The 26,065-nt window shown below is 42.7% G+C and carries 27 protein-coding genes and 2 riboswitches; of the genes, 15 read left to right on the top strand and 12 right to left on the bottom strand.

Annotation, left to right across the window (positions count from 1 at the left end; genetic code table 11):
- The first annotated feature begins 72 nt into the window (after positions 1-72).
- Complete coding sequence (locus AM228_RS09475) at positions 73-390, top strand: DUF3082 domain-containing protein (protein ID WP_054465882.1); 318 nt, start codon at positions 73-75, stop codon at positions 388-390.
- A gap of 113 nt (positions 391-503) precedes the next feature.
- Here AM228_RS09475 and AM228_RS09470 read toward each other — a convergent pair whose 3' ends face one another.
- From AM228_RS09470 to AM228_RS09460, 3 genes are all read right to left on the bottom strand, one after another.
- Positions 504-1,418, bottom strand: a complete 915-nt coding sequence (locus AM228_RS09470; protein ID WP_054465881.1) for a hypothetical protein — start codon at positions 1,416-1,418, stop codon at positions 504-506.
- Between the two features lie 565 nt (positions 1,419-1,983).
- Complete coding sequence (locus AM228_RS09465) at positions 1,984-2,301, bottom strand: DUF4278 domain-containing protein (protein ID WP_054465880.1); 318 nt, start codon at positions 2,299-2,301, stop codon at positions 1,984-1,986.
- Positions 2,302-2,339: 38 nt separating this feature from the next.
- Positions 2,340-2,435: riboswitch (Glutamine riboswitch) on the bottom strand.
- A gap of 55 nt (positions 2,436-2,490) precedes the next feature.
- Positions 2,491-2,811 carry a DUF4278 domain-containing protein gene (locus tag AM228_RS09460; RefSeq protein WP_054465879.1) on the bottom strand — a complete coding sequence of 107 codons (321 nt, stop codon included), beginning with the start codon at positions 2,809-2,811 and terminating at the stop codon, positions 2,491-2,493.
- A gap of 35 nt (positions 2,812-2,846) precedes the next feature.
- Positions 2,847-2,947, bottom strand: a riboswitch (Glutamine riboswitch).
- A gap of 292 nt (positions 2,948-3,239) precedes the next feature.
- Between AM228_RS09460 and AM228_RS09455 the strand changes: the two genes are divergently transcribed.
- Both AM228_RS09455 and smpB read left to right on the top strand, forming a co-directional pair.
- Positions 3,240-4,064: a hypothetical protein gene (locus tag AM228_RS09455; protein ID WP_054465878.1), complete on the top strand. Its 825-nt coding sequence runs from the start codon at positions 3,240-3,242 to the stop codon at positions 4,062-4,064.
- A gap of 220 nt (positions 4,065-4,284) precedes the next feature.
- Positions 4,285-4,752, top strand: a complete 468-nt coding sequence (gene smpB, locus AM228_RS09450) for an SsrA-binding protein SmpB (protein ID WP_054465877.1) — start codon at positions 4,285-4,287, stop codon at positions 4,750-4,752.
- A 224-nt stretch (positions 4,753-4,976) separates the two neighbouring features.
- On the opposite strand, the gene AM228_RS09445 is transcribed toward smpB, so the two are convergent.
- The 5 genes from AM228_RS09445 to AM228_RS09425 all read right to left on the bottom strand — a co-directional run bounded on the left by AM228_RS09445 (position 4,977) and on the right by AM228_RS09425 (position 11,035).
- Complete coding sequence (locus AM228_RS09445) at positions 4,977-5,837, bottom strand: Npun_R2479 family HD domain-containing metalloprotein (protein ID WP_054465876.1); 861 nt, start codon at positions 5,835-5,837, stop codon at positions 4,977-4,979.
- A gap of 903 nt (positions 5,838-6,740) precedes the next feature.
- Complete coding sequence (locus AM228_RS09440; RefSeq protein WP_054465875.1) at positions 6,741-7,154, bottom strand: hypothetical protein; 414 nt, start codon at positions 7,152-7,154, stop codon at positions 6,741-6,743.
- A gap of 185 nt (positions 7,155-7,339) precedes the next feature.
- Positions 7,340-8,266 (bottom strand): LD-carboxypeptidase, encoded by a 927-nt coding sequence (locus tag AM228_RS09435; RefSeq protein WP_054465874.1) that lies wholly within the window; start codon positions 8,264-8,266, stop codon positions 7,340-7,342.
- Between the two features lie 154 nt (positions 8,267-8,420).
- Complete coding sequence (locus AM228_RS09430) at positions 8,421-9,818, bottom strand: HEAT repeat domain-containing protein (RefSeq protein ID WP_054465873.1); 1,398 nt, start codon at positions 9,816-9,818, stop codon at positions 8,421-8,423.
- 212 nt (positions 9,819-10,030) lie between these two features.
- Positions 10,031-11,035 (bottom strand): DMT family transporter, encoded by a 1,005-nt coding sequence (locus AM228_RS09425; RefSeq protein ID WP_369817705.1) that lies wholly within the window; start codon positions 11,033-11,035, stop codon positions 10,031-10,033.
- A 483-nt stretch (positions 11,036-11,518) separates the two neighbouring features.
- On the opposite strand from AM228_RS09425, the gene sppA reads away from it, so the two are divergent.
- From sppA to AM228_RS09405, 4 genes are all read left to right on the top strand, one after another.
- Entirely contained in the window at positions 11,519-12,334 is an 816-nt protein-coding gene (gene sppA / locus AM228_RS09420) for a signal peptide peptidase SppA (RefSeq protein WP_054465872.1), read from the top strand.
- Positions 12,335-12,423: 89 nt separating this feature from the next.
- Positions 12,424-12,855: a chorismate mutase gene (aroH, locus tag AM228_RS09415; protein WP_054465871.1), complete on the top strand. Its 432-nt coding sequence runs from the start codon at positions 12,424-12,426 to the stop codon at positions 12,853-12,855.
- A gap of 226 nt (positions 12,856-13,081) precedes the next feature.
- The gene (gene hemE, locus AM228_RS09410) at positions 13,082-14,146 is read left to right on the top strand and encodes a uroporphyrinogen decarboxylase (RefSeq protein WP_054465870.1); all 1,065 of its coding nucleotides are present in this window, start codon (positions 13,082-13,084) and stop codon (positions 14,144-14,146) included.
- Positions 14,147-14,520: 374 nt separating this feature from the next.
- A complete protein-coding gene (locus AM228_RS09405) occupies positions 14,521-15,753 on the top strand; it encodes an NAD(P)-dependent oxidoreductase (RefSeq protein ID WP_072160728.1) in 1,233 nt (410 codons plus the stop codon).
- A gap of 165 nt (positions 15,754-15,918) precedes the next feature.
- On the opposite strand, the gene AM228_RS29520 is transcribed toward AM228_RS09405, so the two are convergent.
- Positions 15,919-16,020, bottom strand: a complete 102-nt coding sequence (locus AM228_RS29520; RefSeq protein ID WP_072160727.1) for a cytochrome b6-f complex subunit PetL — start codon at positions 16,018-16,020, stop codon at positions 15,919-15,921.
- A gap of 91 nt (positions 16,021-16,111) precedes the next feature.
- Here AM228_RS29520 and aroB point away from each other — a divergent pair, with 91 nt between their 5' ends.
- Positions 16,112-17,239, top strand: coding sequence for a 3-dehydroquinate synthase (gene aroB / locus AM228_RS09400; protein WP_054465869.1), 1,128 nt, complete (start codon positions 16,112-16,114; stop codon positions 17,237-17,239).
- A 189-nt stretch (positions 17,240-17,428) separates the two neighbouring features.
- On the opposite strand, the gene larE is transcribed toward aroB, so the two are convergent.
- Together larE and AM228_RS09390 are read right to left on the bottom strand one after the other, a co-directional pair.
- Entirely contained in the window at positions 17,429-18,247 is an 819-nt protein-coding gene (gene larE, locus AM228_RS09395; RefSeq protein ID WP_054465868.1) for an ATP-dependent sacrificial sulfur transferase LarE, read from the bottom strand.
- Positions 18,248-18,325: 78 nt separating this feature from the next.
- On the bottom strand, positions 18,326-19,099 hold the full coding sequence (locus tag AM228_RS09390) for an ABC transporter permease (protein ID WP_054465867.1): 774 nt from the start codon (positions 19,097-19,099) through the stop codon (positions 18,326-18,328).
- Between the two features lie 582 nt (positions 19,100-19,681).
- Here AM228_RS09390 and AM228_RS09385 point away from each other — a divergent pair.
- The 4 genes from AM228_RS09385 to AM228_RS09370 all read left to right on the top strand — a co-directional run bounded on the left by AM228_RS09385 (position 19,682) and on the right by AM228_RS09370 (position 22,172).
- The gene (locus AM228_RS09385) at positions 19,682-20,011 is read left to right on the top strand and encodes a hypothetical protein (protein WP_231636722.1); all 330 of its coding nucleotides are present in this window, start codon (positions 19,682-19,684) and stop codon (positions 20,009-20,011) included.
- A 719-nt stretch (positions 20,012-20,730) separates the two neighbouring features.
- Positions 20,731-21,063, top strand: a complete 333-nt coding sequence (locus AM228_RS09380; protein WP_054465865.1) for a GAF domain-containing protein — start codon at positions 20,731-20,733, stop codon at positions 21,061-21,063.
- A 63-nt stretch (positions 21,064-21,126) separates the two neighbouring features.
- Positions 21,127-21,411 (top strand): hypothetical protein, encoded by a 285-nt coding sequence (locus tag AM228_RS09375; protein WP_054465864.1) that lies wholly within the window; start codon positions 21,127-21,129, stop codon positions 21,409-21,411.
- Between the two features lie 11 nt (positions 21,412-21,422).
- A complete protein-coding gene (locus AM228_RS09370; protein ID WP_054465863.1) occupies positions 21,423-22,172 on the top strand; it encodes a response regulator in 750 nt (249 codons plus the stop codon).
- A gap of 172 nt (positions 22,173-22,344) precedes the next feature.
- Here AM228_RS09370 and AM228_RS09365 read toward each other — a convergent pair whose 3' ends face one another.
- Positions 22,345-22,890, bottom strand: a complete 546-nt coding sequence (locus tag AM228_RS09365) for a GIY-YIG nuclease family protein (RefSeq protein WP_054465862.1) — start codon at positions 22,888-22,890, stop codon at positions 22,345-22,347.
- A gap of 42 nt (positions 22,891-22,932) precedes the next feature.
- Between AM228_RS09365 and AM228_RS32235 the strand changes: the two genes are divergently transcribed.
- The 3 genes from AM228_RS32235 (at position 22,933) to AM228_RS09355 (ending at position 26,010) form a co-directional block, all read left to right on the top strand.
- Positions 22,933-23,109 (top strand): hypothetical protein, encoded by a 177-nt coding sequence (locus tag AM228_RS32235; RefSeq protein WP_156331654.1) that lies wholly within the window; start codon positions 22,933-22,935, stop codon positions 23,107-23,109.
- Positions 23,110-23,215: 106 nt separating this feature from the next.
- The gene (locus tag AM228_RS09360) at positions 23,216-24,838 is read left to right on the top strand and encodes an ABC transporter substrate-binding protein (protein WP_054465861.1); all 1,623 of its coding nucleotides are present in this window, start codon (positions 23,216-23,218) and stop codon (positions 24,836-24,838) included.
- 302 nt (positions 24,839-25,140) lie between these two features.
- A complete protein-coding gene (locus tag AM228_RS09355) occupies positions 25,141-26,010 on the top strand; it encodes a vWA domain-containing protein (protein WP_054465860.1) in 870 nt (289 codons plus the stop codon).
- Positions 26,011-26,065: the final 55 nt, after the last annotated feature.

Here is a 26,065-nt window from a genome sequence, read left to right as displayed (position 1 = left end):
GAATCCCTACCCAAAGAATCCCTACCCAAAGAATCCCTACCCAACAACCAACAACAACCAACCAACAAATATATGAACCAACAACCAGAGTCTCAACAAACCGTTCAACCAACGATTTGGCGGTGTTTTAGCGGTTCAGCCGTCGCCAGTGCGATCGCCTACTGTGCTTATTTACTCACCAGTTCCATTAGCCAAAGCTTTGCCAACAAACCCATACACTCCGACAACCAAACGGTCATCACCATTGCGGGCGCCGTGCGAACTTTAGTCGTCGGCGTTAGCACCCTAGGGACTTTTGTTTTTGCCTTTGCCGCATTAGGTTTATTTGCCCTCGGCATCCAAATATTGATTCAACGGTTCACCAGCCAACCTACTCCTCCCAACGGTTAATTTATTCCCGTTTCATAATTAGCCATGAATTAAACAGCGATTTACAGGAGTTTTCTCTGCTATGCAGGCAGAGAAAACTCCTGTAACAACTCGTATATAGGGATTAATTGGGATTAAAAACTGGTATAAATTGACGAACCCATATTTTCATCATCCGTGCCAAAAATCACCCCACCATTCTCACCGGGTATCAGTTCTAAACCTTCTATTTTATAACCATCAAAGCGATATAAAGCCGCCAATTCTGAATTAACCCGAAACTGCACCTTTGATTGATTAACCGTAAAAACCCCCGCCACATAAACAGCGGAACTAAACGGGCCATCATCCCCGTTATCCGTTGCCGCTGTCACATATAAAGTTCCCGCTGAATCTATTTTAATATCGGAAATATGACGCACTTTTTCCCTAGGCCAAGGAACCGTGAATTTAGCTGAACCTTGAGGCGAAATTTGATAAGAATTTAAATCTAGGGTTCCCCAATAAATCACCCCTGGATCGCTATCCTGACCTCGGTGTCCCCAAACTATCACTAATTTACCGTCAATTTCCTGGATTGCCACACCTTCAAAATTGCTGCCCTGGCTAATTTCTGGTAAATCCAAGACTTTCAAAATCGAAATCGTTTGGTTATTTTCCAAGGTAAAATAATAAATTCGTCCTTGACTACTGGCGGCCATAAAAGCAACCTTGTCCGTGCCAGTAACTCTGGTAATTGCTTCTAAATCAATGGGCAAATCGACATTATTTGGCCAAACTAAAGGCAGATATTCAATACTCTGATTATTTTGATTTGAAGCAGCCACACCCACAATTGCTAAACGATTTTCACCAGTTTTTTTATTGTCATGGACAATCAAAAAATTAGACTGATTATTGTCTTGATTCACCAGCGCCATCCCGCTAATCCCAAACGTAATCCCACTGCCCACTGGACGCCAAGATGAAGTAGCAACCACTGACTGGCTATTCACAGTGCATGAAACTAAGAAAACTACGATCAAAAGTAGTTGATAATATTGACGCATTTGCACAAATCCTTAAGCATATCATTAAACAAAAAGAGGCATTTTTTGGCATAACTATACCGCCAGTTTGCGCTGACGAATTCAACGATTAGCTTAACAGCCTCGACATTTTCCATCATTGATTCCGTTTCTGAACGGGACTCCGCAGTAATCGTCGCTAGATCCAGAACAATAGTATCAGGTTTTTAGGCAGATGTTGCTGACTAGACCACGACCCCAATATTTGGGATGATTTGGGATGATTTGGGATGATTTGGGATGATTTGGGATGATTTGGGATGATTTGGGATGATTTGGGATGATTTGGGATGATTTGGGATGATTTGGGATGATTTGGGATGATTTGGGATGATTTGGGATGATTGAAAATTATTAGACTTCTTGCGTTCATACCGGATCGATCTGGTATGAACGCAAGAAGTCTATTGCATGAGTCCTAAAAAAAACACCCCAAAAAGGGGTGTCAATAAACTACCAGTTGTTGAGTTTTTTTCAGTAATCTTGAGAAAAAAGCTGAAATTTTGTCATTTTTTCTCAGTGAAGAGATGAAAAACCGGATAAAAAATCAGCTAACTTCTGCATTTAAACGGGTCAGCATCGCTTGTTGCCGCTTCATCACTGACCGTTGCCGAGCCATCATGCCTTGGCGAGCTTTTTCGCTTACAGACAATGCAGGGGTTTTCACCTGGTTGGCTTTCACACTGTTCGTATTGTAGGCAACGCCGCGATATTTCAAATCTAGATTGGTTTGCTGGACTGGGGCTTTTTTCACTGCATAAAACCGCCAATCTAAACCGCGATATTTGCCAAAAAATTCGCTTGGAGTTGTTTCAACAGTAGCCGGTGTGTATTCGTAGGAAACACCACGATAACAGAGTTTCATAGTCTTGGCCTCCTTAGTTCGTTGAGAAGAAATGATGAGGCGCGTTCCTTCGGGATGACTATGTAAATACTCCCTACTTCCGTCTCCCTAATAGGGAATCAAATCGATTCGCGATTTTTAGAGAGATGAACGTTTTTTGATCGAAATTTATTAATCTGGGACAACAAGCTCAAAAAGCTCAAAGTTAGATTAAGCGAGCACTGGCCCTAAGCCAACTTCTGCATTTAAGCGGCTCAACATAACTTGTTGTCGCTTAACGCTGTGCCGTTGCCGATCCATCATGCCTTGGCGAGCTTTTTCGCTGACAGATAATGCCGGGGTTTTTGCTGGGTTGGTATTATAAGCAACGCCGCGATATTTTAAATCTACATTGGTTTGTTGTACTGGGGCTTTTTTCACCGCAGAAAAGCGCCAATTTAAACCCCGATATTTGCCTACAAGTTCACTTTGAGTTGTTTCTACCGTTGGGGGGGTGTAGTCGTAGCAAACGCCGCGATAGCTGAGTTTCATAATGCTTGCTCCTTAAGGTCATTCAGAAGAATTGAGGCGCGTTCCTTCGGGATGACTGGTTTGAATACTCCCTACTTCCGTCTCCCCAATGCTTACAGCGGCTTAGAGTCAAACCTGTTTTGGAGAGATGAACGATTTGTTTTTTTCATTTCTGTATCTATTGTTACTGTTTTTTTTGAAGACTGTCAAGTATATTAATTGTTTTTTACAATTTTTTCCGTGACGATCGCGGTTAATGAATCTGAAGGTATTGCCATATAAGGGTTTTAGCCGGTGAGAATCCTAGGGCGGAAACTCCTAAATGCTTAAATGGGTCAAATTGTCAAGAGCAACGCACTCAGCAATTATGCAAAAGTGGCCGATCGCTTCAAGTTTTCCTGACAATTTTGACTTTTTCCGATTTTATTTTTCCTAGGAGGATAGTTTCTATGGGATATCTACGGCATCGAACCCTAACCGTTAGCTTAATCCTGGGTACGATCGCACTGGCGGTCGCGCCGGGAGATCGCACCTCTGGGGCAACGATCTCCGGGACAAGTTTGGCCGAAACTCAGTCAGTGTCAGAAATTTCTCCAGTTTCTACTTCAGAAATTTCTCCCGTGCGATCGCCGATCTTAGCCGCTACAAATGTTTCTCCAGAGGAAATCGAAGGCACCTGGGAACTTAGGGACGCCAAACGTCCCGACAACCAAAAATATACCGGAACTTTAGAAATTGAGGCTTTTCGAGACACCAATAATCTGTACAATCTCTCTTGGGAAACCTCAGCGGGAGATTATACTGGCTTAGGGTTCTTAGAAGGCGATCGCCTACTCGTCGGTTACGGACTCAATGAAGAAATTTATGGAGCCGTTCTTTATAAAATTAATGGTGATGGCACCTTAGAAGGCCGATGGACTTATTCTCAAGCCAATGGCGCCGTTGGCACGGAAAAGGCGATCGGTGGCATACGCGGCAAACTCGAGGGAGAATATAGAATCGATGGCACAGACCCAGGTCAGCCGGATTCTACCTACAATGGACTACTGAGAATTAACAAAGTCAAAGACATCTATCAAGTTTCCTGGATCGTAGAAGATCAAGTCTTACTGGGGGTAGGCTTACGGGTCGATGATTGGTTAATTGTCGGTTGGGGGCAAGGAAATAATTTTGCCGTTATGGACTATAAAATTGAGCGGGATAAAGTCAAAGGACGTTCAGCCATGTCTGGGCAAGAAAATCTAGGCAAAGAAGAACTCCGACGAAAAAATTAATTATTATTATTGGTTGTTTGTTATTGGTTGTTTGTTCTTTGTTATTGCTTCTTTGTTATTGGTTGTTTGTTCTTTATCACCAACGTAACCAACAACCAACAACCACCAACCACCCCCCCAGCCCCCCCTTCAAAGGGGGGGCAACCACCAACCAATAACCAATAACTAACAACCAATAACTAACAACCAATAACTAATAACCAATAACCAAAAAGGAATTATGGCTGAAAAAACCCAGAAAATGAAATTACTCACAGATAATCGACAAGCGCGGTTTCGTTATGAAATTCTGGAAACTTATGAAGCGGGAATTGAACTCAAAGGCACCGAAGTCAAATCTATTATCGCAGGCAGAGCGAATTTACAAGATGCTTATGCCTTAGTTAGAGGTGGTGAAGTTTGGCTATTCAACGCCCATATTTCCCCATTTCAACAAGCCAGTCAGTATTTTAACCACGAACCTCGCCGCGATCGCAAACTCTTGTTACATAGAAAAGAGATTAACAAACTGGTGGGCAAAATCGAGCAGAAAGGGTTAACCTTGGTGCCGTTAAAAATGTATATGAGCAACAACAAGGTAAAAGTAGCCCTGGGGCTCGCTAGGGGTAAGAAACTTCACGATAAACGGGAAGATGTGAAACGGCGGGACGATCAACGAGATATGCGTCGGGCACTTAAACAATATTAAGACGTAAATTCTAATGAATCAGGCGCAATGAATCAAAGATTTATCCCGCTGATTGCCCGGATATTACGTGGGGCGGATTTCGATGGGCTATTTGATTAAATATTTGATTAAATAAGCGATCGATAAAACTATGAATTACCCTGGAACAATCAGTAAAATAGGGGCGAAAATCCCATTCGCCCCTACAAAAACTGAAAGATGAAAGTTAGTAGGTGAAAGCTGACTTATGCCACTTCGACCTTATTATTTAAAGGTTGAGCGTGTTCTACGCGGAAGACATTGGCATAAAGGTTGGCAATAATTTGTTTGCCTTCTTGAGTCAGTTCAAGATACTTAAGGGCATGGTGAATATAGGGATAAACGCCGTGCCAATAAAACTTGGGATAATTGTCCCGTAAATCTCCCGGATTTTTATAACCTAAACTGAAATTTGTGCCGGTTTCTTCAAATTCATAAAACAGCGCACTAATCTTTTGCAAATAGCGCGGGTCACTCATTTGACCAATCAGATCCGCCGCTCGAACCAGTCCCGGATAATTCACCGTATCCTGATGATCCTCATCGGAAGGCACCGGAAAACGAGTCAGTTCGATGTTCCGCATGATAGTCTGAGCATCAATCAGCTTGTGACCGCAGAAACGTTCGCTAATAAAAAGTTTACCCCGATCCACATGATAGGGGGTTAGGCTGGCATCGGTTGCCCCGGAAGGCAAGGACACCGTTTGAGCATCAATTCCGGTGGCATAAAATCCTAATAATTTGGAGTCTTGGCGGCAAACGCCTTTGACGTAGCCAATATCGTGACACAGCAGGGAAATGGTGAAATGTAACCAATCTTCGCAGGAAACCCCACCCTCGCGGATATGCTTGCCCCGCAAAATTTCCTGACCAACTAATGTCACCAGGATAGTATGTTCGACATTGTGATACAGGGCATCACTGTTGGCGATATTTTCCAAAGCCATCCCACCCGCCCAGGCAATAATCTCTGCGTAGTCTGGCTTGTACCCTCCATAGGTCCTGTGGTAGCCATCCTGAAGTTGATCGACAAAGGCGTTAATGAGCAGTTCAGTGGAGTTAAACACTGTAAGTGGCCTCCTTTTTAGGGGTTTTGTTGTAGAAAAGTTAAGATTTACGCACGGTTGTGACATTTAGGGTTTTGTAAGGGGAATCCCCTCGTGGTTGCCCTATATATAGGGTTAGTGCGTAATACCTAAAAGTAACTGATAAGAAGTCTTAACAAATAGCACGTATGATAAATGTTTTTGCTATTCATGCCTAAGTGTAGTCATTATGATTGACAAGGGTTCAGACATTAAGGTTGACATACAGCTTAAAAGAATTTAGAGATTTTTGCCAATCGGCGCTCATCCGACATCTAAATGGGTTAAATCTGAGTTGATTTTAACCTAAATTTTTGTATATATCAGAGATATCCGATGGTATCCGATTTTGAGTATCAGGCAGTCAAAGAGGCGGATAACGGCGGATTGGCGATCGCATAGTGAATACAAGAGTTTCCCAGGTTTTCCGGTTTTCCCGATCGCTACCAAGCTAGGTTAAAAAAACGTTAAAAAGTAAGCCTGATTGCCATTTTTATAGCGGTATTTTCTCAGCTATAGCTATCCGTGCAGGATTTATGAAGACGCTGGCCTCTCCCATGCCTGGGAGCTAATTGGGAGATGGGAGAGGGGTGCGGGCAAATTTGCGACCTTGTTTTAGGATTGCTATATATGCGGTCGATAACTGGCGCAGACTTAATCGCGATCGACCGGGGCATAACTGAGTGCTAATTTATCTAAATTATATATTTTTCAAAAACCATTAATTTTTAGAATATTTTTAATTACTTAAATTTTAGTTAAATTCAGATCAAAACATCTTCAAATTTATGGTAAAAACATATGATGAAAACATCTGAATGTTAAACTATTCTTAGGGATGATTGCTGCATTTGGCATCAGCCAATCATCCCCGGATGGTCAAGTTTAAAACAGCTTAAATCCTATTTGACCATTGAATCCGCGAATATTATGATAACCAGCCCCGAAGAAAAAATTACCATCAGGTCGAATTTGTACGCCCGCAGAATAGGCAAATTGGGAATGATCGCTATTGGCTTTTTCATATAGTCCAACGCCACCATAGCCAGAAATTACACTAATAAAAGGAGGACTAATAAATTTTAGTACATCCACCCCTACAGCGTTTTCATTATCAACCCCTAATTCGGCGCCAAACCCTAAAGCACGAACCCCAACGGAATAAGTGAGTTCACTATCTTGAACTCCCAGGGAAGCCCAAGGTTGAGGCGTTAATTGCGCCGCTGCCGGTTTGATAGCAAGAATGTTGATAGTTGCGATCGCACTTCCTAGTAAAGAGATCCCGATTTGTTTGACCATGCTCCTCCCGATTCAATTTGCTAAAAAAATCCGCAAGTATCTATCAATTTTATCTGCGTTGATAAATTTGATAGATACTTGCTCAAATAATTGCCAATTCTTTGAGCATAAAAAAAATCAGATATTTTGACTAAATATCTGCATAAATATCTACCTAAATATCTACCTAAATAAATTAGAGGCAATTAAAAATATAAAGTTCCGATTTGGGCATCGAGTTCGACGATCGCCCCTACAGGTAATGCGGCATTAACCCCATCGTGACCAAAGGGCAAATCAGAGACAATGGGAATGCCTAAATCTGAAAGGCGATCGCGCAACACTTCCGCCACAGTCAAACTGGGATTTTTGGCTAAATTATCACAATCGCTAAACCGGCCTAAAGCAATACCTCGTACTCCGGCAAACGCCCCCATCATGCGCCACTGAGTCAGCATTCGATCGATTCGATAGGGGGCTTCTCCTACATCTTCAAACGCCAAAATCACCCCATCTAAAGATGGTTGGACGGGGGTATGTAGCAGATAGGTTGCTACGGTGAGATTTCCGGCTAGTAAACGTCCGCTGACTTTCCCACCGCCCCACCCTTCCCCGGTCAACGGGGCTAAAGGTCGTCCTTCTACTAGGTCAAAGAGTCGCTGCACCGACCAATCCGGTTCGTCTGGCAAAGTAGTTAATACCGGCCCATGTACGGCGCCAACCCCTTGCTGGTAAAGACTCCAGAGTAAAGCGGTGATATCGGAAAACCCAATTAACCATTTGGGGTTTAATTGACCGGATGCCTCTTTGGGCCAATGCCAATTTTCCAGCAACCGGGCGCCGCCATAGCCTCCACGGGCACAGAGGACGCCAGTACAGAGGCGATCGCGCCAACTTTCGGCTAATTGCTGCCGACGCTGACTATCTGTACCCGCTAAATAGCCCCACACTTGATCGTAACCGGGAGACAATTCAATTTGATAACCGCGCTGACGCCAAATTTCCAACCCTTTTGCCCAAGCTTCTGATGTTTTCAAAGCCCCACTGGGGGCAACTAGATTTAGGCGATCGCCTGGTTTTAAGGCAGAGGGAAATTGAAGAGGCGATCGCAGATTTTCCTGATTAGATTGCATTATTATATGGGATTTAAATTATGTTAGTGAGAATCTTGTTATGGAGAATATTGAGAATATGGTTAGTGAGCATATTGTAGACATAATTTTTGAGAGTGTTTTTTTGAGAGTGTTTGAGAGCGATCGCTCAAAGCTACTACAATCAAAACCACAATTATTCTGGGGAATTATCTCCTATATTTGTGACATTAGGTAAAGCAGACGGCACCTCATAACCAGAACTTTTACTGAGCTTACTTAATTGACTCAAAGCCCACCGAGCGGTTTCTTGGACTTCGGGATCCGTATCGTTGACCGCATAATTTAATAACTGGGTAATTTGATTAATCAAATCATAAATGCGGGTTAAATCGCGAATGGCATTTTTCCGCACATCAGCGTTGTGATCTTGTAAAGAAAGAGCCAGAGCTCGGTTGATCGGTTTGATGGTGCGAGTGCCAATTTCAGACAAAGCCCCCAGAATTAAACTGCTCTGCTTAGAATCCGAATCAATCATTAAATTGACCAAGGGCTGGATCGCCCTAGAATCACCTCTTTGACTCAGTTCCCAAATACATTTACGCCGTTTAATAGGATCGGGATTTTGGAGTTCTCTAATTAATTCTTCAATAATATCAATTTTCGCCAAGCGAGTGGTATTGATATTTTCGCTGATGGCTAAACTTTCCCTGCCCGGATCTAATGAAATTGCTTGATTTCCTTGGGGCAACGATGTAGTAGAGCCTGGGATATTCGGCAACCTTTCAATTTCCAGCTTTTCTGGGTGAATATCTGGTGGTTTTTCAGAATTTATCTGAGACTTTAGTAATTCATCATTATTCTGGGGATTAATCGGTTTTATATCGCTTTGATTCGCCGGTTTTTTTTCAGATTTTTTAGAAAATATTTTTAAAAATATTTTTCTGGTAAATCCTAGTTCATCTGATTGCTTTTTCTTCCGGTTTGCTGCCAGTGGCTGCTCGGAAATACTCTGAATATTTTGAGAATTTTCTGAGATATTTTTATGGTTATCGATTTGGTTTGTAGTTGCATCCTGTGCGCCGGTTTGGTAGGCGGTCGCTTCCGGATTTTGCACATAAATCTCCCCTACATTTGAGTCGATATGAGTTTCTGAATTTAGCTCATCACTTAGGTCTTGAGGATTAAGTTCCGCCGATGATTTCGGATCTGAATTTTCAGGATTGGTTGATTCTTCTGACTCAATTTCAACGCTGGGATTGGTCAGCAGATAAAATAATCCAGCAAAAATTGCCGCACCGAACACCGTTGAAAGAATAATTAAAGCCAGCCAAATTAAATCTTTTTTAGACCTCCCTTTATTCTCACCTTTTGCGATGAATTCTAAGAAATAAGAATTGCCTGGACTCTTGGCATTTGCCCCCAGATTAAATGGCGGATTCAACGACTTAGACTTTAGGGCAGTCTCAGGAGTGTTCTGGTATGGTTTAGTACCAGGAATCTGAAATGATTCGGTTTTACTCACTGAACCAGGAGCAAAGTCGAAGCTAGTCAGACTGATGATTAAACATAAAATAAGACGGTAGGAGGTCATAACCGTTAACTAACCTTACTCAGGGTGAAAAGCAGCAACCAGCGTCATCATATCCCGGAGTTTCAGCTAGGGTCATTCTTTTGATCGATCGCCCATAAAATTGATGATTCAGCCAAAAGAATTCAGTCAAAAGACAAGTGCGATTCTCTTTCTGGATCCGAGAACAGCAAAATCGCACTGGTTCTGATGCTAATCCTGATGCTAATCACCGTTTAAGCATCTGACTCTACGGTGTGAACTTTTACAGGAACTTCAACCGGTGGATTTTCTTTGACAAATGACAGACGCAATTGTTCGCCGGTAGATTGATTTCCCAGATAAACACTGGCTGCGTTTGACTGCTGGAAATTGAGTTTTTCAGCGATCGCCGAACGCTGGTTAATTAAATAAATACTAACCAGGGTCAGACCGACACCGATTGATTGCACCCGAGATAGCGTTTCCGACAAAAATAGATTACCAAACAGTAATGCAAACACAGGTGTGAGGAAAGTCAGCGCACTGAGACTGGTGAGATTGCCTTTGGCGGCAAAATAGAAAAACAGACCATATGCGATCGCGCTCCCAAACACAGTGGAATATGCCAAGGCAAGCCAACCATCCCAGTTAATATTAACCCACTGATCTGATTCTGTCGTGGCACTAATCACCCATAAAGGAATCCCGCCCAAAATCATGTGCCATCCGGTAGCCACCACGGGATCCGCTTCCCGCGCCAACCGACGCATCATCACCGTTCCCGCAGCCATTGATAAGGCCGATAAAAGCATCAACCATTGGCCATTGTCAAATAACTGGCTAAAGTCCAAAGACGGCATCAAATTTTGTCCATGTAGCCAACCGATAATCCAAGCATCGGGCAATCCAATCAGACTAATGCCCAGAATACCAATCATCAAGCCGATCGCACCGATCGCCCCAATCACTTCCCCAAATAACCATGCAGATAACAACGCCACCGCCAGGGGTTGAGAATCAATCATCACCGATCCCAAGCCAGCGTTAGTTCTGACCAAGCCTTCCGCCAAAAAGCCTTGAAACATCATCCCATCAACCACCGCAAAGGCGAGGATCCACAGCCATGCTTGGGCGGTTTTGGGCTGGGGACGACCACTCAAAAAAGCGACCAGCAATACCAAGACCCCCGCAGGCACTAAACGGACTCCCGCCATAAACATGGGTGTGGTGTGGGGCATCACCCCTTTCATGGCCACCATTGCCGTTCCCCAAAAGAAAAAGGGTGCGATTAGGAATAGCAAACGGATCGCGGAGTTAAGCGGTGATGCAATGGTAGATTCTTTGCTGGCCGGAAATTCAAGTTGTTTCAACATAAGCTGGTTAAAAGATTTTGGTTAAACTGTCGTACCGCGAAGCGGATCGAGCAACGCCAATCGCGCTCCGGGGGACTTGAAGGAGGCGATCAGTGCCATCGTTTTGGTGATTTTAATTATTGTACTAAATTATGTACTTATATGTAGTTATGTTAACTTTTTTTTGTCTAAAAAATTAATAGTTAGCAATAAACAATTACTAACTAATTATTAACTATTTTTAATTAATAAAAATGCCGATTCAGATCAGATTGCTCAACCCTGCTTGTAAACTGATAGATGAAGGCAGTCATAATTAAGGCAGTCATAATTAAGGCAGTCAGCACTTTGACTCGCTGTCCTGATTCACGAATAGTTGCGAATTACCCCATGATTTGGCCGTTTAAGAAGTTTCGTAAACAAATTGCTCGGATTGAAATTACCGGCGCGATCGCCGGAGGCACCCGTAAAAAGGTCTTAGAATCTCTCAAAACCGTTGAAGAGAGAAAGTTTCCCGCTTTGCTGCTGCGAATTGATAGCCCAGGGGGCACCGTGGGAGACTCCCAGGAAATCTACAGCGCCCTGAAGCTACTGGGCGAAAAAATCAAAATTGTTGCCAGTTTTGGTAACATTTCCGCCTCTGGAGGTGTTTACATTGGTATGGGCGCCCATCATATTATGGCCAACCCAGGCACGATCACTGGCAGCATTGGGGTAATTCTCCGAGGCAATAATATCGAACGCCTCCTGGAAAAAATCGGCGTGTCCTTCAAAGTGATCAAATCTGGTCCTTATAAAGATATTCTGGCGTTTGACCGAGAACTGACTGACCCAGAAAAAAGCATTCTCCAAGAGTTAATCGATACCAGTTATCAACAATTTGTGGAAACCGTCGCCGCCTCGCGGAATTTAGCCGTGGAAACGGTGAAAAATTTTGCTGATGGGCGGATTTTCACCGGACAGCAAGCTTTGGAACTGGGCATTGTAGACCGTCTGGGAACCGAGGAGGAAGCCCGTATCTGGGCGGCAGAGTTAGTCGGTCTCGATCCGAAAAAAACTCAGTGTATTACCCTCGAAGAACGGAAACCGACGTTAAATCGGCTGTTGGGAAATCAGGTGACGACGGGGGGACTGAGTGGCCAGCTTGATTGGTTGGAATTTGAACTGGCAACCAGTGGCCAACCGTTATGGCTGTATCGACCTTAGACAAATATTGTTATTCGTTATTTGTTATTTGTTCTTGGTGATTCGATTCAAATAACAAATAACAAATAACAAATAACGAATAAATGAGCATGGAGGATTGTAACGTGGAGTGGACAGTTCGGGCGATTCGTGGCGCTACCACTGCGGAGAGTAATACGATTCAGGGGATCCGAGTTGCGGTGACGGAATTACTGGATGCTTTGGAAGGAGGAAATCAGCTAGATCCAGAAAAAATTATTAGTGCCACATTTACCGTGACTCGCGATCTGGATGCGATTTTTCCCGCAGCGATCGCTCGTCAAAGACCAAAATGGGATCAGGTGGCTTTGCTAGATGTACAGCATATGCACGTGGAAAATGACCTCAAGCGTTGCATTCGCTTTTTGATCCATGTGAATCTGCCGATATCCCATCCAGAAATATATCACCCCTATTTGCGTGAGGCGAAAAATCTCCGACCGGATCGCAGTGTTCCTTTGTCTCATGTTCCACCGACTCCCGCGATCCATTCCGCTAAGTAATCAAGGTGCGTTACCCCTTGGAACGGCCCCCTACCCCTGGCATTAATTAATTTTCCGGTAATTGTCCGGTGGGCATCCAGCCCACCCACCCCCAAGGGGGCTTCTGAGGAAGACGATTTTTCCGTTGAGCGAAGATAACATCAAGGATTGTAAAGACAGTAAAAATCAGGATCCGGGCAATGGTAAGCTTAACGGTTGTATTTAATCGATTAATAGTCAAGTACAGATGGCAGCTTCCAACGAAATTCCTTATTTATTAAGAGCAGCCCGTGGCGAAAAATTAGACCGTCCTCCCGTGTGGATGATGCGCCAAGCGGGTCGTTATATGAAAGTTTATCGAGATTTGCGGGATAAATATCCTTCGTTTCGGGAACGGTCGGAAAATACCGAGTTGGCCATTGAAATCTCTTTACAACCGTTTCGGGCATTTCAGCCAGACGGGGTAATTTTATTTTCTGATATTTTAACTCCTCTGCCGGGGATGGGAATTCCCTTTGATATCATCGAAAGCAAAGGCCCAATTATCGATCCCCCGATTCGCAGTCTGGAGCAAATTGAGCAAATCCATACCCTCGATCCTGAGAGTTCTTTGCCGTTTATTCGGGAAATTTTACAAACTTTACGGCAGGAAGTAGGCAACAAAGCCACGGTTTTGGGGTTTGTCGGCGCTCCTTGGACTTTGGCGGCTTATGCTATTGAGGGTAAATCTTCCAAGGACTATAAGGTGATTAAGAGCATGGCTTTTTCTGAGCCCGCAATGCTACATAAACTCCTGGGAAAAATTGCGGATTCGATCGCCATTTATATGCGCTATCAAATTGATAGTGGGGCGCAGGTGGTGCAAATGTTTGATTCTTGGGCAGGTCAACTCAGCCCTCAAGACTATGATAGTTTTGCCCTACCCTATCACCAAAGAATCGTCGAACAGGTGAAAGCGACTCACCCGGATACTCCGTTAATTCTCTATATTAGTGGCAGTGCCGGAGTTTTGGAACGGATGGGTAAATCTGGGGTGGATATTGTTAGTGTGGACTGGACTGTGGATATGGCCGAAGCGAGACAGCGCTTGGGCAAAAATATCCATGTCCAAGGGAATATCGATCCTTGTGCTTTATTTGGATCTCAGGACTTTATTCGCGATCGCATCCTGGACACGGTTCGCAAAGCGGGCAACCAAGGCCATATTCTTAACTTAGGACATGGCATTTTACCGGGAACCCCGGAGGAAAACGTTGCTTTCTTCTTTGAAACCGCCAAAAAAGTCGATCAATTATTGGCAGTCCCCGCTTAATTTTACTCGGTTTTCGTGATAGTTCACCTGGATGACAAAATTAGACATATTGCTTTCATACCGCCGTCGATCCCCCCAACCCCCCTTAAAAAAGGGGGCTTTTTAGCCGGGGAAAGCAAGAAGTCTATTTGAGATTTTATCGGAGCGACTCATAAATCTCCATATTTAAACTCTTGTTGGGGCAAGTCCTTCAGGGATTGCCCCAATTCACATTTTTAAGGATCATTTAAGGCGCAATTTAGGCGTCAATGGGCTGAAATTTAAAAATTTTGCGGTGATACAATTGAAAATCTGGCGATCGCACTATAGAATCTAAGTCTAAAATTCAAAATCTAGCCCATCACTCACCCAGCTTATCCTGAGAGATTTTTCTAATGAACCCCAAGCGGATTTTTATTACTGGTGCGAGTGGCTGTATTGGTCACTATATTACTCAAGCGTTGATTCACCATACGGAACACGAACTCTACCTGCTGGTGAGAAACCCGGATCGGCTGAAAGTTGACCTCAACCATCGTCCGGGAATCGAACTTTTGCGGGGAGATATGCAACACATCGATCGATATGCCCCTCTGTTACAAACCATTAATGTGGCGGTATTAACCGCTACTGCTTGGGGAGGCGGAGATGTTTTTGATGTGAATGTCCTGAAAACCATGCAGTTGATGCAGTCTTTGGATCCCGCATTCTGCGAACAGGTGATCTATTTTTCCACTGCGAGTATTCTCGATCGCCGCAACCAACCCCTCAAAGAAGCCAGACAATTGGGCACCGATTATATTCGGACTAAGTATGATTGTTACTCTCGCTTATCTCGGTTGGCGATCGCCTCACGGATTACCACCTTATTTCCCACCCTCGTATTTGGGGGTGAAGATACCGGCATCTCTTCTCACCTGACCAAGGGATTACCCGATGTGCTCAAATGGATTAATCTAATTCGCTTCCTGAAAGCTGAGGGCAGTTTTCACTTTATCCATGCTGGGGATATTGCCCAAATTGTGCTGCATTTGATTGAAAATCCCCCGGATACTGCGCCACATTTGGTATTAGGAAATCAGCCGGTTACGGTTAATCAAATTATAGAAGAAATTTGTGCATATTTAGACAAAAAAATTTATTTTAGAATTCCTTTGTCTGATTGGTTAACGGATTTAATTATCAACTGGTTTAAGATTCAAATGAGTCCTTGGGATCGCTTTTGTTTAAACTATCGTCATTTCACTTATGAAAATGCGGTCAGTCCCGCCAGTTTCGGTTTAACCAATTATTGCCATAGTATTACGGATATCCTGAAGCGAACATTGTCTCCTGAGTCTCAGTCTGATTCCTGGGAGACTGTAACCAAAAGAAATGCTGCCCGGTTGGGAGCAACTATGACTCCAGGGGGAGAAAATGATGCACCAGATTCAGCCTCATATTTAAATAATTTTGCGGATTCTGAAGAGAAAAAGGCGGAATTAGAGTTGAATCAATTTGCGGATTCTCAGGCCAATTATCAATCAGCGGAAAATGGGGCTGCACCGGCAAATAACTATCCTGACCAACCTAACCAAAATGGATCAATTGATTCATCAATTGATCCATCAATTGATGAAAATAATTAAATCAATGAGATCGGTTAGATCGGAATGAGAGAACAGAGAACAAAATAAGTGAATCGAAGTGAATCGAAACATAGAGAGTTGCCGAGCGGATCGGCAACTCTCTATGAGTCTCTATAAATCTCTATTTTTTGGTGATGCGATCGCCTTAACTTTTTTTAGATCCGGTTAGATCAGTTTGACGGCTCGCAAACCAAAGAACAGCACTAAAGCGGTGACAAAGGCACCACCCAAGAGAGTGAAGTAAGTAACGGCTCCAGCAGCAGTCATTTAAGTTTCTCCAATTAACAACATGGTTCTAATATTGAAACATACTGCGATACAATTAAGCCGATTAATGCTTGTTTCGAGGGTCTGAGTCATGGGGTCTGTCATTGATGTAGCGCTGCCGGAAAATTCCTATCAAATCGCGATCGGCCATAACACCTTGGACGAACTGGGGGCAACAACGCAGGGACTCTCCGAGGGACTCTCTGGGGGTCAGAAGTTAGGCAAATTAGGCAAAAAAGTGCTGCTGGTGTCCAATCCCGTGGTGTTTGACCATTACGGGGCAAGGGCGATCGCCTCTTTGGAGTCTGCCGGATTTGAAGTGTTTCGCTGCATTCTCCCGGACGGAGAAGAATATAAAACTCTGGCAACTATTCAAAAAATTTATGATACTGCCCTAGAAAATCGCCTGGAACGTTCTTCCACAATGGTTGCTCTCGGTGGCGGGGTGATTGGCGATATGACTGGATTTGCGGCAGCCACTTGGTTACGGGGGATTAACTTTGTCCAAGTCCCCACCACCCTGTTGGCAATGGTGGATGCTTCCATTGGCGGCAAAACTGGGGTGAACCATCCTCAAGGCAAAAATCTCATCGGTGCTTTTTATCAACCGCGTTTAGTTTTAATTGACCCTTTGGTGCTGCAAACCCTGCCGGTGCGCGAGTTTCGGGCGGGGATGGCGGAAGTGATTAAATATGGGGTGATTTGGGATGCGGAATTATTTGCGCGGATGGAAGCGGTAGAACGCCTCGACGAGTTGGGCTATTTGGGAGAAAGCTTGCTGCAAGATATTTTAGTCCGGTCTTGTCAAAGTAAAGCGGATGTGGTGGGCAAAGACGAGAAAGAAGCGGGACTGCGGGCAATTTTGAATTATGGTCATACCATTGGTCACGCGGTGGAAAGCTTAACCGGCTATACGGTGGTGATTCACGGTGAAGCGGTGGGCATTGGGATGGTGGCAGCTAGTCGGTTAGCGGTGGCTTTGGGCCTTTGGGATGAACTGTGCGATCGCCGTCAGTTGGCTTTGATTGCGAAAGCGGGATTACCCACAAAGTTACCCCAGGGTTTGGAAATTGAGGCTATTTTAGATAGTCTGCAAATGGATAAGAAGGTGAAAGCGGGGAAAGTCCGGTTTGTTTTGCCGACGGCGATCGGGGCGGTGACGATTACGGATCGAGTTTCTGCGGATACGATTCGAGAAGTGTTGAGTAAGATGTATTAGATTCTGGAAACATCTTAAAAGCCCCCCTTTTTCAGGGGGGATCAAGGGGAGATCCGTTATGAAAGCCAGAGGTCTATTCTGGAAACATCTCAAAAGCCCCCCCCTTTTTTCAGGGGGGATCAAGGAGAGATCCGCCAATCGGGGTTGGGGCGATCGCCAGTTATTTAAAGTTATTTAAAGTTATTTAATTTACGGATTGGCCAAGACTTCTGGAGGTAAAACCTGATTTAATTTACCACTACGATATCCTTCTAAATCAAGGGTGACATAAACAAAGCCAAATTCTTGAAGGGTTGCCACCAGTTGGGGTAAATCGGTGGTTAAAATAAACGGTTTAATTTCTTCAGGGGGTAATTCAATTTTGGCTGTATCCCCCGCTGAACGAACCCGCAGATTTTTTAATCCTAACTGGCGTAAATAATGTTCGCTACGACCGACTCGCTGCAATTTGGCTATGGTGATTTCTTCTCCATAAGGAAAGCGGGAACTGAGGCAAGGTTGGGCGGGTTTATCCCACCACGGTAAACCCAATTCTTTCGCTATTTGTCGGACTTCTAATTTAGTAATGCCCACTTCCGCTAAAGGCGATCGCGCCCCTCTTTCTTTGGCGGCTTGAATCCCCGGACGATAATCTTGTAAATCATCCGCATTCACTCCATCCACTACATAAGGATAACCCCGTTGCAGGGCTAAGGTTTTTAAGGTATCATGCAGTTCACTTTTGCAAAAGTAGCAGCGATTTACTGGGTTAGAGGTGTAGTTAGGATTGGCCATTTCATGGGTGGCAATTTCTTCATGGTGAATGCCAATATCCGCTGCTTGAATGCGGGCATCTTCTAAATCTTCGGGCAATAATGAAGCCGAAACCGCCGTTACCGCTAAAGCGCGATCGCCCAGGACATCATAAGCAACTTTGGCGACTAAGGTACTATCAATTCCACCGGAATAAGCAATTAATGCTCGCTCCATTTCCGCAAATATATTTTTTAGTTGCTTCAGTTTTTCCATCACTCTATGCTTCTCTACTATGCTTCTCTACAAAAAAACAAAAAAACCCAAAAAACAATTTTTCGGCTGTCGCCAAGGTTAAAATTCTTTTTGGCGAAAAATCAAGTTAGCGATCGCCAACAATAGGATAATATAAATTACAGCATAAATCCCATTAAATAGCAAGGTATTCAAGTCAGGTAATAGACCATAGACGGCTTGATTTTTTAAATCTAGCTTGGTCAAATCTGGTAAAATTAAGTATAAGTTTCGAGTAAAACCGATCAAAGCCGGATTTTCACTCAGTTCCCCAGCCTTAATAATATCAGGACTCAAGTGTCCCATCACATAAACCCCAACACTGAGTAGGGTAGCTAACAAAGAACTGGTAAACACCCCCAAAAGCATGGCTACGGCGGTGAGTAAAGACAGTTCTAAAAAGATAAAAAATAAGGCGACTAAAATGCTGCCTAACGGATATTCTACTCGATTTAAGCTCAAAAAACTCAGATAAATCAGACTGGTAAAAAAGATCAGAATTGCCAGAATTCCAGAGAGTCCGAGATATTTGCCTACAATCAGATCGGCGCGGCTAATGGGTTTAGCTAACAGGACTAAAACCGTGCGTTTTTCAATTTCTTTGTTAATCATGCCAGTGCCGACAAAAATTGCCACAATTAAGCCGATTACCCCAATCCCGGCAATTCCTAAATCGGTGATAATTTTATACTCGGTTCCCAGGGCAAATTCTCGCAACAGTCGCAAAGTGCCGAATAAAAATATCGCAAACAAAGCAATCAGATAAAGGACTCGTTCCCGCATCACTTCCCAAAACACATTGACAGCGATCGCCAAAATTCTCGAAAAATTCACAAGGATATTCCTCCAATCATTCAAATTAACTGATTTCCATGAGCTAACCAATATCTAACATAAAGGGGCATAAAGGGGGAGTGCCGGGAGTGGCTGGCTGCGGAAAATTACGTCAAACATTGGCTCCAAGATAAATTAATAAATTTAGGTTGGGCTTTTGCCTACTCATCCATCATGGATCTAATATAGAATATAGTAATTATATCCTATCGGCAAAAAATTTCATCGTGGCCAAACCCTAGGGGAAGAAAAATCAGCGCGATCGCAAAAGATTTGCAGGGCTGAGATCCTGACAAAGAGCTAATAATCTCTATTTAGGATAAACAAACCTCCCGGATGCTCAAGTAATTTTTTCCGATAATTTGACTCACCCTAATCCCCTTCAAGTGACGATGAATTAATGTTTTGGCAAAAAAAAAATAGTTTTCACGTATAATTCAAAGGTATCATAGCAATTAATTCTCGTTTTTTTAAAATCCCATAATCAATCGGCAAGAAAATGTGGCAAATTCTCAAAACCATCTTTTCCCCTAGTCAATATATGCCTCACGGTTACAGCTTCCTGTGGCAACCCCCTTTAGTTTGGCTTCATGTAACCAGCGACTTCCTAATCGCCCTGGCTTATTTTTCGATTTCGGCATTGTTAATCTATTTCGCGATCAAACGCCAGGATCTGCTTTTTTTGGATTTTTCTACTTAGTAGGCGCTTTTATTGTTTGCTGTGGCATCGGATATTTATTGGATATTTGGACATTGTGGCATCCCGCTTATTGGCGGTCAAAATTTGAGCGATCTATCACCGCTTTAGTGTTTTGCTATACAGCTTTAAAAATGGTAGATTTACTGGCAAAATTTTTAGCTTTAAAAAATCCTGAACAATTAGATCAATTAAACCAAGAAATGCAAAAATAAATTGGGGAACGCCTGGGAACAGAAAACACCCTAAAAAATATTGTGTTGGTAACTGCAACGGTAAGTGAATTTTTTTCCGCTTTGGTCACTCATCTAGATCAAGATATTGATGTGTCCTATGCGATGGTTTATGAAGCCATATAAAACCCGACAGAGCGATTAAAACCTTTAGTAATTTGGGCTGTGCTTTGGCAGATCATCTTTGGGATATAATATATAATTAAAAAAAATGTCTATTTACCACCAAAAATATTCAAATTTTATTTGATAAATATTATCATTATTAATATTTTTTGCTAATAATTTTATAAAAATTTGTTAATCAAATAACGCCAAATAAAAAGTTATATTTGGCAATCGCTATTAGATAAATAAAATAGAGTAATTGGCAATTTTTGTATTACAGACAATCGACGAATTATCCAAAATTAAAATACCGAAAAGTTTGATTTTTTTTGCCGCAATATTCAGTATATAATTAGAACAATTAGAAAAAAATAGGCGAAAAAAACGGCTAAATGCTGAAAATTAATTAGATATTAGAGCGCAAAAAAAGAGAAATAATTTATTAAAAAATAACCTAGTATTAGCAAGTAAAATTAAAGTGATAAAGACGATTAAATCTACTTTGTAGTGAATATCGGTTAAGCAAGCAGCAGTCTGGACTCCTGTCGTTAGCGAAAAATCAAAGCATTTATCAGGGATATTTAAAGCAGGCATTGCAGGAAATTACTCAAGTTTTTAGCCTAATTTTGAACCTTGAAAGAGCCAGTATTTTGTTTTATAACCAGAATAATTCGGCGAGCTTTTGTGCCAATCTTTATGAGTTAACTCCCAATCAGCATAGTCAAGGATATGAATTGTCTTTTTCTGATTATCCTAAATATTTTCAGGCTTTAGAATCTGAGAAATGTATGGTGGTTTATGATGCCAAGCAGGATCCAAAAACTACTGAATTTACCGAAACTTATCTGACTCCATTATTGATTAGTTCTATGTTGGATGTGCCAATTCATTTAAAGGGTGAAATTAAGGGAGTCATTTGTATATAACATACGGGTGAAAAAAGAGTCTGGGAAATTGAGGAACAAAATTTTATCAGTTATTTGGCGTATATGATTTCTCGGGCGATTGAATCCCGCGATCGCGCTTTAGCGGAGCAATCTTTGCGAGAAATTGCCGACCGAGAACGGGCGATCGCCAAAATTATTCAAAAAATGCGTCAGACTTTAGATTTTCAGACAATTTTCTCGGTGACAACCGAAGAATTACGCGCCATTCTGCACTGCGATCGCTTTGCTATCTATCATTTTAATCCTGACTGGAGTGGTGAATTTGCTTCTGAATCTGTCAGTCCTGGTTGGATGCGTCTCTTGCCACCCAACCAGGATAATTCTTAACTGATAAGTTTATGAACAATGAAGAATGTACTTTGAAACATTTTGGCAACCCAGACACTCCGGTCAAAGATACTTATTTGCAAAGAACAAAAGGGGGCGCTTACACAACGTTTGGGTTTGATATTCAGATTGAAAACGCCGATCTGACGGAAATCGCTACTACTTCAAAATACTCCAAGGTGGTTGGTTTAGCGCCGGATCAACCTCAATACCGCATTCTTGTAGTTGAAGATCGACTGGAAAATCGTTTGTTACTAATGAAAATGCTTTCTAGATGGGGTTTTCAGGAAGTGCGTGAAGCGACCAATGGTCAAGAAGCTCTCGATATCCTGAAAACTTGGCAACCGGATTTAATCTGGATGGATATGCAAATGCCGGTGATGAATGGCTATGAAGCGACGAAACGAATTAAGGCTAATCCTCTGAGCCAAAAAATTGTAATTATTGCTTTAACCGCTAGTGCTTTTGAGGAAGATCGCCAGGAAATCTTGCAAATTGGTTGTGATGATTTCGTGCTAAAGCCTTTCCAGGAACAAGAACTTTTAGTCAAAATGGAAAAATATTTAGGAGTTCTTTATTTATATCAGAAATCACAAGTTTTTCATCCGTTGAAATCCAAGGATTCTACATTGAAACGGGAGGAAGATATCCAGTTCTATTTAAGGCAAATTTCCGGTGATTGCTTGTCAGAAGTTTATCAATCAGCGGAAGAGTGTAGCGATGAAATAATTTTTCAGCTTGTGGCTGAAATTACCCCATAATATACTCGCGCGAATTTTTGACTAATTTAACGAATCACTTTTTGTTTGATGAAATTCTGGATTTAACCAAACCCCATTTTGACGGTAGGTGAAATATAGAGAATTTAAATAATCTCTATATTTCACCGTGTTTTTACCAAGATTAATCCCTAATGAATGCATTAATATGGTATTACTTTAAATCGAGTAATCCTGTTTCTTTGAGTTTGGGGTTAAAGCGGAGTTGTTCTTTGCATCCCCGCTGTTCTAAAATCGATAAGATTTCGGCTTCTACTCGTCGAGCAATTTGTTTTAAGACTTTGATTTGGCTGAGTTCATCTCCGGCTGCTTTCTCATAGTCTTGTTTTTCTCGATCCAGCATCATGGTTTTGACGTTAATTGGCTGCGTCCAGAGTTCTAATTCTGATGAATTGCCCACGGGAGTTGACCCGTTTTCGGCAATCCAGTTTTCGCGAATTTCTTCTAAGATTGTGCGACTAGGCCGATTAATTGTTTGCACTTTGAACCAATAGCATTGATTTGGTTTACGGATTAAGTGTTGTTTGAGACTGAGATAAATATCGCGAGAATAGCCAATAAATTGTAACTTTTGGTTTTGGTCAAAAATTGCATAAACTCCGACTTGACCTTGAAAGGTGTTGTTGATTTGTCCTTCTTGATCTAGGTAAGATAAATATTCCAGACTGCCTAGGGAGGGATGGTTGCTTTGAGTGGTCATGGGTTTGTTGTTTTCCGCTGAAGAGTTGCCGAGTTAGTAAAGGTGAATCAAGAGGGGCGATCGCCTCAAAATCCTTCTGACCTATCTGACGATCGCACTTCGTCAATTTGTGGGATTTTCGACCGTCGCTCCAGGTCGCTCCAGGTCGCTCCAGAAAGATTTTCTGATGGCTGTGTTCTGAAGAATATTACGTTTTGTTACAAAGCGATCGCCTGGTAATTCCGCAATTCGCCATTAGAATCCAGAAATTGCGAAATTTACGGTTTTATGGTTGAGGATAATTCTAGAATAGTTAGAATAAACGTCACGAGAGAGGTAGTCCAAAGTGAGTTGGATTTGTGATGGGACGCCGAAAAATGGCCAGCAATATCCCAATTGTTCCGGCCCTCACCCCCCTTATGAGAATAATGGCCCAGATTGTGCCATTTGTGGGTTGCCCCAGGAGGCCATGCAGTCGGCAAAAACCGTGGTTTCGTCCAATGGAGGAAAGGGAGGAAACTTTCCTCTGCCGATTTTGATGTTGGTGGCGATCGCCTTGCTGCTGTTAGGTGGTGGCAGTTGGTGGTATTTTAGCCAACGGGGGGGCGATCGCACCGTGGTGGTGGAAAATGATTCTGGCAATAATTCTGACGGAGTCCCGACCTCTGGGGTGAATCCTTTGGCGATCGTCAGTGAAACAGCGGTGAATGCTGAATTAATTAGTCAAGGGGAGAAAATATTGATTATTGGTGGGAGGAATTCCCAGGAAAAAACCTCAGCAGCGGCGGCATTTGCCAGTCAAGATTGGCCGGGGGCAATTCAACAATATCAAGAAGCGGTAAATAAAGATAAAAATGACCCAGAAGCGGCAATTTACCTGAACAATGCCAAGGCCAAACAAGCGGGAAATCCCTTAACAATGGCAGTGGTAGTGCCGATTACTACCCGCGTGAATGAAGCCAAAGAAGTGCTGCGCGGAGTTGCCCAATACCAAGGGGAATTTAACCAAGTTCCCAGCATTCCCGGAAGGTTATTGGAAGTGGTGGTTGTCAATGAAAAAGATGCCAGCTTATCCGATTCTTTGGCTGAGGATCTGATTCAATCTTCCGCAAATGTGCTGGGAGTGATTGGACATGGGGTGGACAATAATAGTCGTCAAGCCTTAACTCGTTATGAGCAAAATAATCTGGCGGTACTGTCCCCTTTAAATACGACAATTTCCACCAATGCAGGCCAATCGACTGTGCAAACGATTCCCTTGAGTCAAACCAAAACTATACTCACCACTTATTTGCAAAAAGTAGCCGAAACTTTAGTCAATTATGCGGTGAAAAATCACAGCCCTGCCAAAGTGACATTATTTTACAATTCCGATAATCGTTATAGCCAAGATTTAAAAGGGGAATTAGTCTCCGCTTTGTCAAAAGCGGGGGCAACTTTGGTCAAAGAAGTGGATATTTTATCTCCAGGGTTTGATGCGACGGCAGAGATCGATAAAGCCCGTCAAGCCGGGTCAAATATTGCCTTTTTAGCCTTAAGTAAAAATCAGGTCGATCGCGCGATCGCTCTAGCCCAAGCCAATCAAAATCAATTGGTTTTACTTAGTAGCGATGAAATGTATAATCCGCAGATTTTGGTTCAAGGAGGCGATGCGATTAAGGGAATGGTTTTGGCTGTACCTTGGCGCTGGCGAAGTAACGATCCTTTTGCGAGTCAAGCCGGAAAACTTTGGCAAGGAAGAGTCAGTTGGCGCACTGCCACAACCTATGATGCTACCAATGCCTTAGCCAATGCCTTTACCCAATTTCCAGGCGATCGGGCGGCGATTAGTCAACAGTTAAATCAAGGTGTCACCCTGACAAAAACGGCTACGGAATTTAATATTTTTAATGAAATTCCTTTAGTCAAAGCTAATCCCGGAACCGCTGGCCCAACTGGTTCCAAATATCAGTTCGATCCTATCGAGTAGAAGCCAAGAGGCAGGACAAAGATGGAAAGGTAATTTTGGAAGACTAGAGGCCAAAAAACATAGCATACAGCGATTTTATATTAAATAGACCACAGATATTGGTAGGGGCGAAGCATTCCGGCATTAAATATCTGTTTTCAACCACAAATATCTGCCGGAATGCTTCGCCCCTACAGATATTTCTGGTTGACCAATCTGAAAACCGCTGTAAAAGAAACCGGGTTTCTTTAAGAAACCCGGTTTCTGACAACCACCAACTAACAACCAACAACTAATAACTAATAACTAATAACTAAATTATCATGCTTCAGCGTCGTCAACTCTGGCTATATCCTCTATTTCAAATTCCGTTAATGTTAATGATTGGCTGTTTAATCATTGCTGTCTTGGGTTGGCTATTAAGTTGGGGCAGACCTCCGGTAGCGGTGGCAATTTCTCTTGACCTGAGTGGCAGTACCACGGGTTATGTGCGACAACAAGAAATCCTGGCAATTAAATCCTATTTACAGCAAAACGAAGCACTCAAAAACCCAAACAAAATCAAAATATTGGCTTTTGCCAGCAACGTCCAACCATTAACCACATCTTTTAATAGTAAGACTCAGGAAGTAGACAATGAGTTAACCCAAGCATTACAGAATCCTAGCCTAGAAAAACAATTAGGGGGAGGAACTAATCTGAATTTAGCCATTCAAGAAGGGGTAAACTCTCTCAAGACCATTCTCAAGCATTGTCGAGAACTGTTAATTGTCACCGATGGAATTGTTGACGTAAACCCAGAAATCGTCGATCAGGCTATTAAGGAAAATGTTAAAATTAATGCGGTGGTTTTAGGGAATATAGTTTCCTCCGATCTGCAAACGGCGACCATTCGCAGTCGAGGGATTTATCTCTCTGGAGAAGCCAGCCAACTAAGCACTTTATTTACGGAAAACTTGTTTACCCGCTTTAATAGTAATCTGGGCTGGATAATTTTCTGGTTAGGAGCAGCATTTATTTGCTTAATGTGGATGTTGACGCTACCATTAGATCGGTGGTTATTTCAAGGGTTAATTGGTTTAGACATGACCCTCAGCGGTCAACTGGCTTTAGGCAATGCCCTATTTTGGACAATTTTAACCATTATTGTGGTTTGGCGATTATTTGGTTTACCCTTTACGGGTGCTTGCTAAATTCAACAGTTCATATATGAGAAGGTAGGGTGTGTTAGGCGGCGAAAAATTAATG

Origin of the sequence: Planktothricoides sp. SR001, assembly GCF_001276715.1 — a bacterium.
Taxonomy (GTDB): Bacteria; Cyanobacteriota; Cyanobacteriia; order Cyanobacteriales; family Laspinemataceae; genus Planktothricoides; species Planktothricoides raciborskii.
The sequence above is the reverse complement of the archived record's forward strand: the minus strand, read 5'-3'. Positions and strand labels throughout refer to the sequence as shown.

Excerpts from the sequence above, each read along its gene's own strand:
- hemE (WP_054465870.1), top strand. The coding sequence starts at position 13,082 with ATGGCAGCTTCCAACGAAATTCCTTATTTATTAAGAGCAGCCCGTGGC.
- AM228_RS09375 (WP_054465864.1), top strand. The coding sequence starts at position 21,127 with ATGATTTCTCGGGCGATTGAATCCCGCGATCGCGCTTTAGCGGAGCAA.
- AM228_RS09465 (WP_054465880.1), bottom strand. The coding sequence starts at position 2,301 with ATGAAACTCTGTTATCGTGGTGTTTCCTACGAATACACACCGGCTACT.
- smpB (WP_054465877.1), top strand. The coding sequence starts at position 4,285 with ATGGCTGAAAAAACCCAGAAAATGAAATTACTCACAGATAATCGACAA.
- AM228_RS09405 (WP_072160728.1), top strand. The coding sequence starts at position 14,521 with ATGAACCCCAAGCGGATTTTTATTACTGGTGCGAGTGGCTGTATTGGT.
- AM228_RS09455 (WP_054465878.1), top strand. The coding sequence starts at position 3,240 with ATGGGATATCTACGGCATCGAACCCTAACCGTTAGCTTAATCCTGGGT.
- AM228_RS09440 (WP_054465875.1), bottom strand. The coding sequence starts at position 7,154 with ATGGTCAAACAAATCGGGATCTCTTTACTAGGAAGTGCGATCGCAACT.
- AM228_RS09435 (WP_054465874.1), bottom strand. The coding sequence starts at position 8,266 with ATGCAATCTAATCAGGAAAATCTGCGATCGCCTCTTCAATTTCCCTCT.
- AM228_RS09425 (WP_369817705.1), bottom strand. The coding sequence starts at position 11,035 with ATGGTGGCCATGAAAGGGGTGATGCCCCACACCACACCCATGTTTATG.
- sppA (WP_054465872.1), top strand. The coding sequence starts at position 11,519 with ATGATTTGGCCGTTTAAGAAGTTTCGTAAACAAATTGCTCGGATTGAA.
- larE (WP_054465868.1), bottom strand. The coding sequence starts at position 18,247 with ATGGAAAAACTGAAGCAACTAAAAAATATATTTGCGGAAATGGAGCGA.
- AM228_RS09355 (WP_054465860.1), top strand. The coding sequence starts at position 25,141 with ATGCTTCAGCGTCGTCAACTCTGGCTATATCCTCTATTTCAAATTCCG.
- AM228_RS09370 (WP_054465863.1), top strand. The coding sequence starts at position 21,423 with ATGAACAATGAAGAATGTACTTTGAAACATTTTGGCAACCCAGACACT.
- aroH (WP_054465871.1), top strand. The coding sequence starts at position 12,424 with ATGGAGGATTGTAACGTGGAGTGGACAGTTCGGGCGATTCGTGGCGCT.
- AM228_RS09460 (WP_054465879.1), bottom strand. The coding sequence starts at position 2,811 with ATGAAACTCAGCTATCGCGGCGTTTGCTACGACTACACCCCCCCAACG.
- AM228_RS09475 (WP_054465882.1), top strand. The coding sequence starts at position 73 with ATGAACCAACAACCAGAGTCTCAACAAACCGTTCAACCAACGATTTGG.
- AM228_RS09430 (WP_054465873.1), bottom strand. The coding sequence starts at position 9,818 with ATGACCTCCTACCGTCTTATTTTATGTTTAATCATCAGTCTGACTAGC.
- AM228_RS09365 (WP_054465862.1), bottom strand. The coding sequence starts at position 22,890 with ATGACCACTCAAAGCAACCATCCCTCCCTAGGCAGTCTGGAATATTTA.
- AM228_RS29520 (WP_072160727.1), bottom strand. The coding sequence starts at position 16,020 with ATGACTGCTGCTGGAGCCGTTACTTACTTCACTCTCTTGGGTGGTGCC.
- AM228_RS09470 (WP_054465881.1), bottom strand. The coding sequence starts at position 1,418 with ATGCGTCAATATTATCAACTACTTTTGATCGTAGTTTTCTTAGTTTCA.
- aroB (WP_054465869.1), top strand. The coding sequence starts at position 16,112 with ATGGGGTCTGTCATTGATGTAGCGCTGCCGGAAAATTCCTATCAAATC.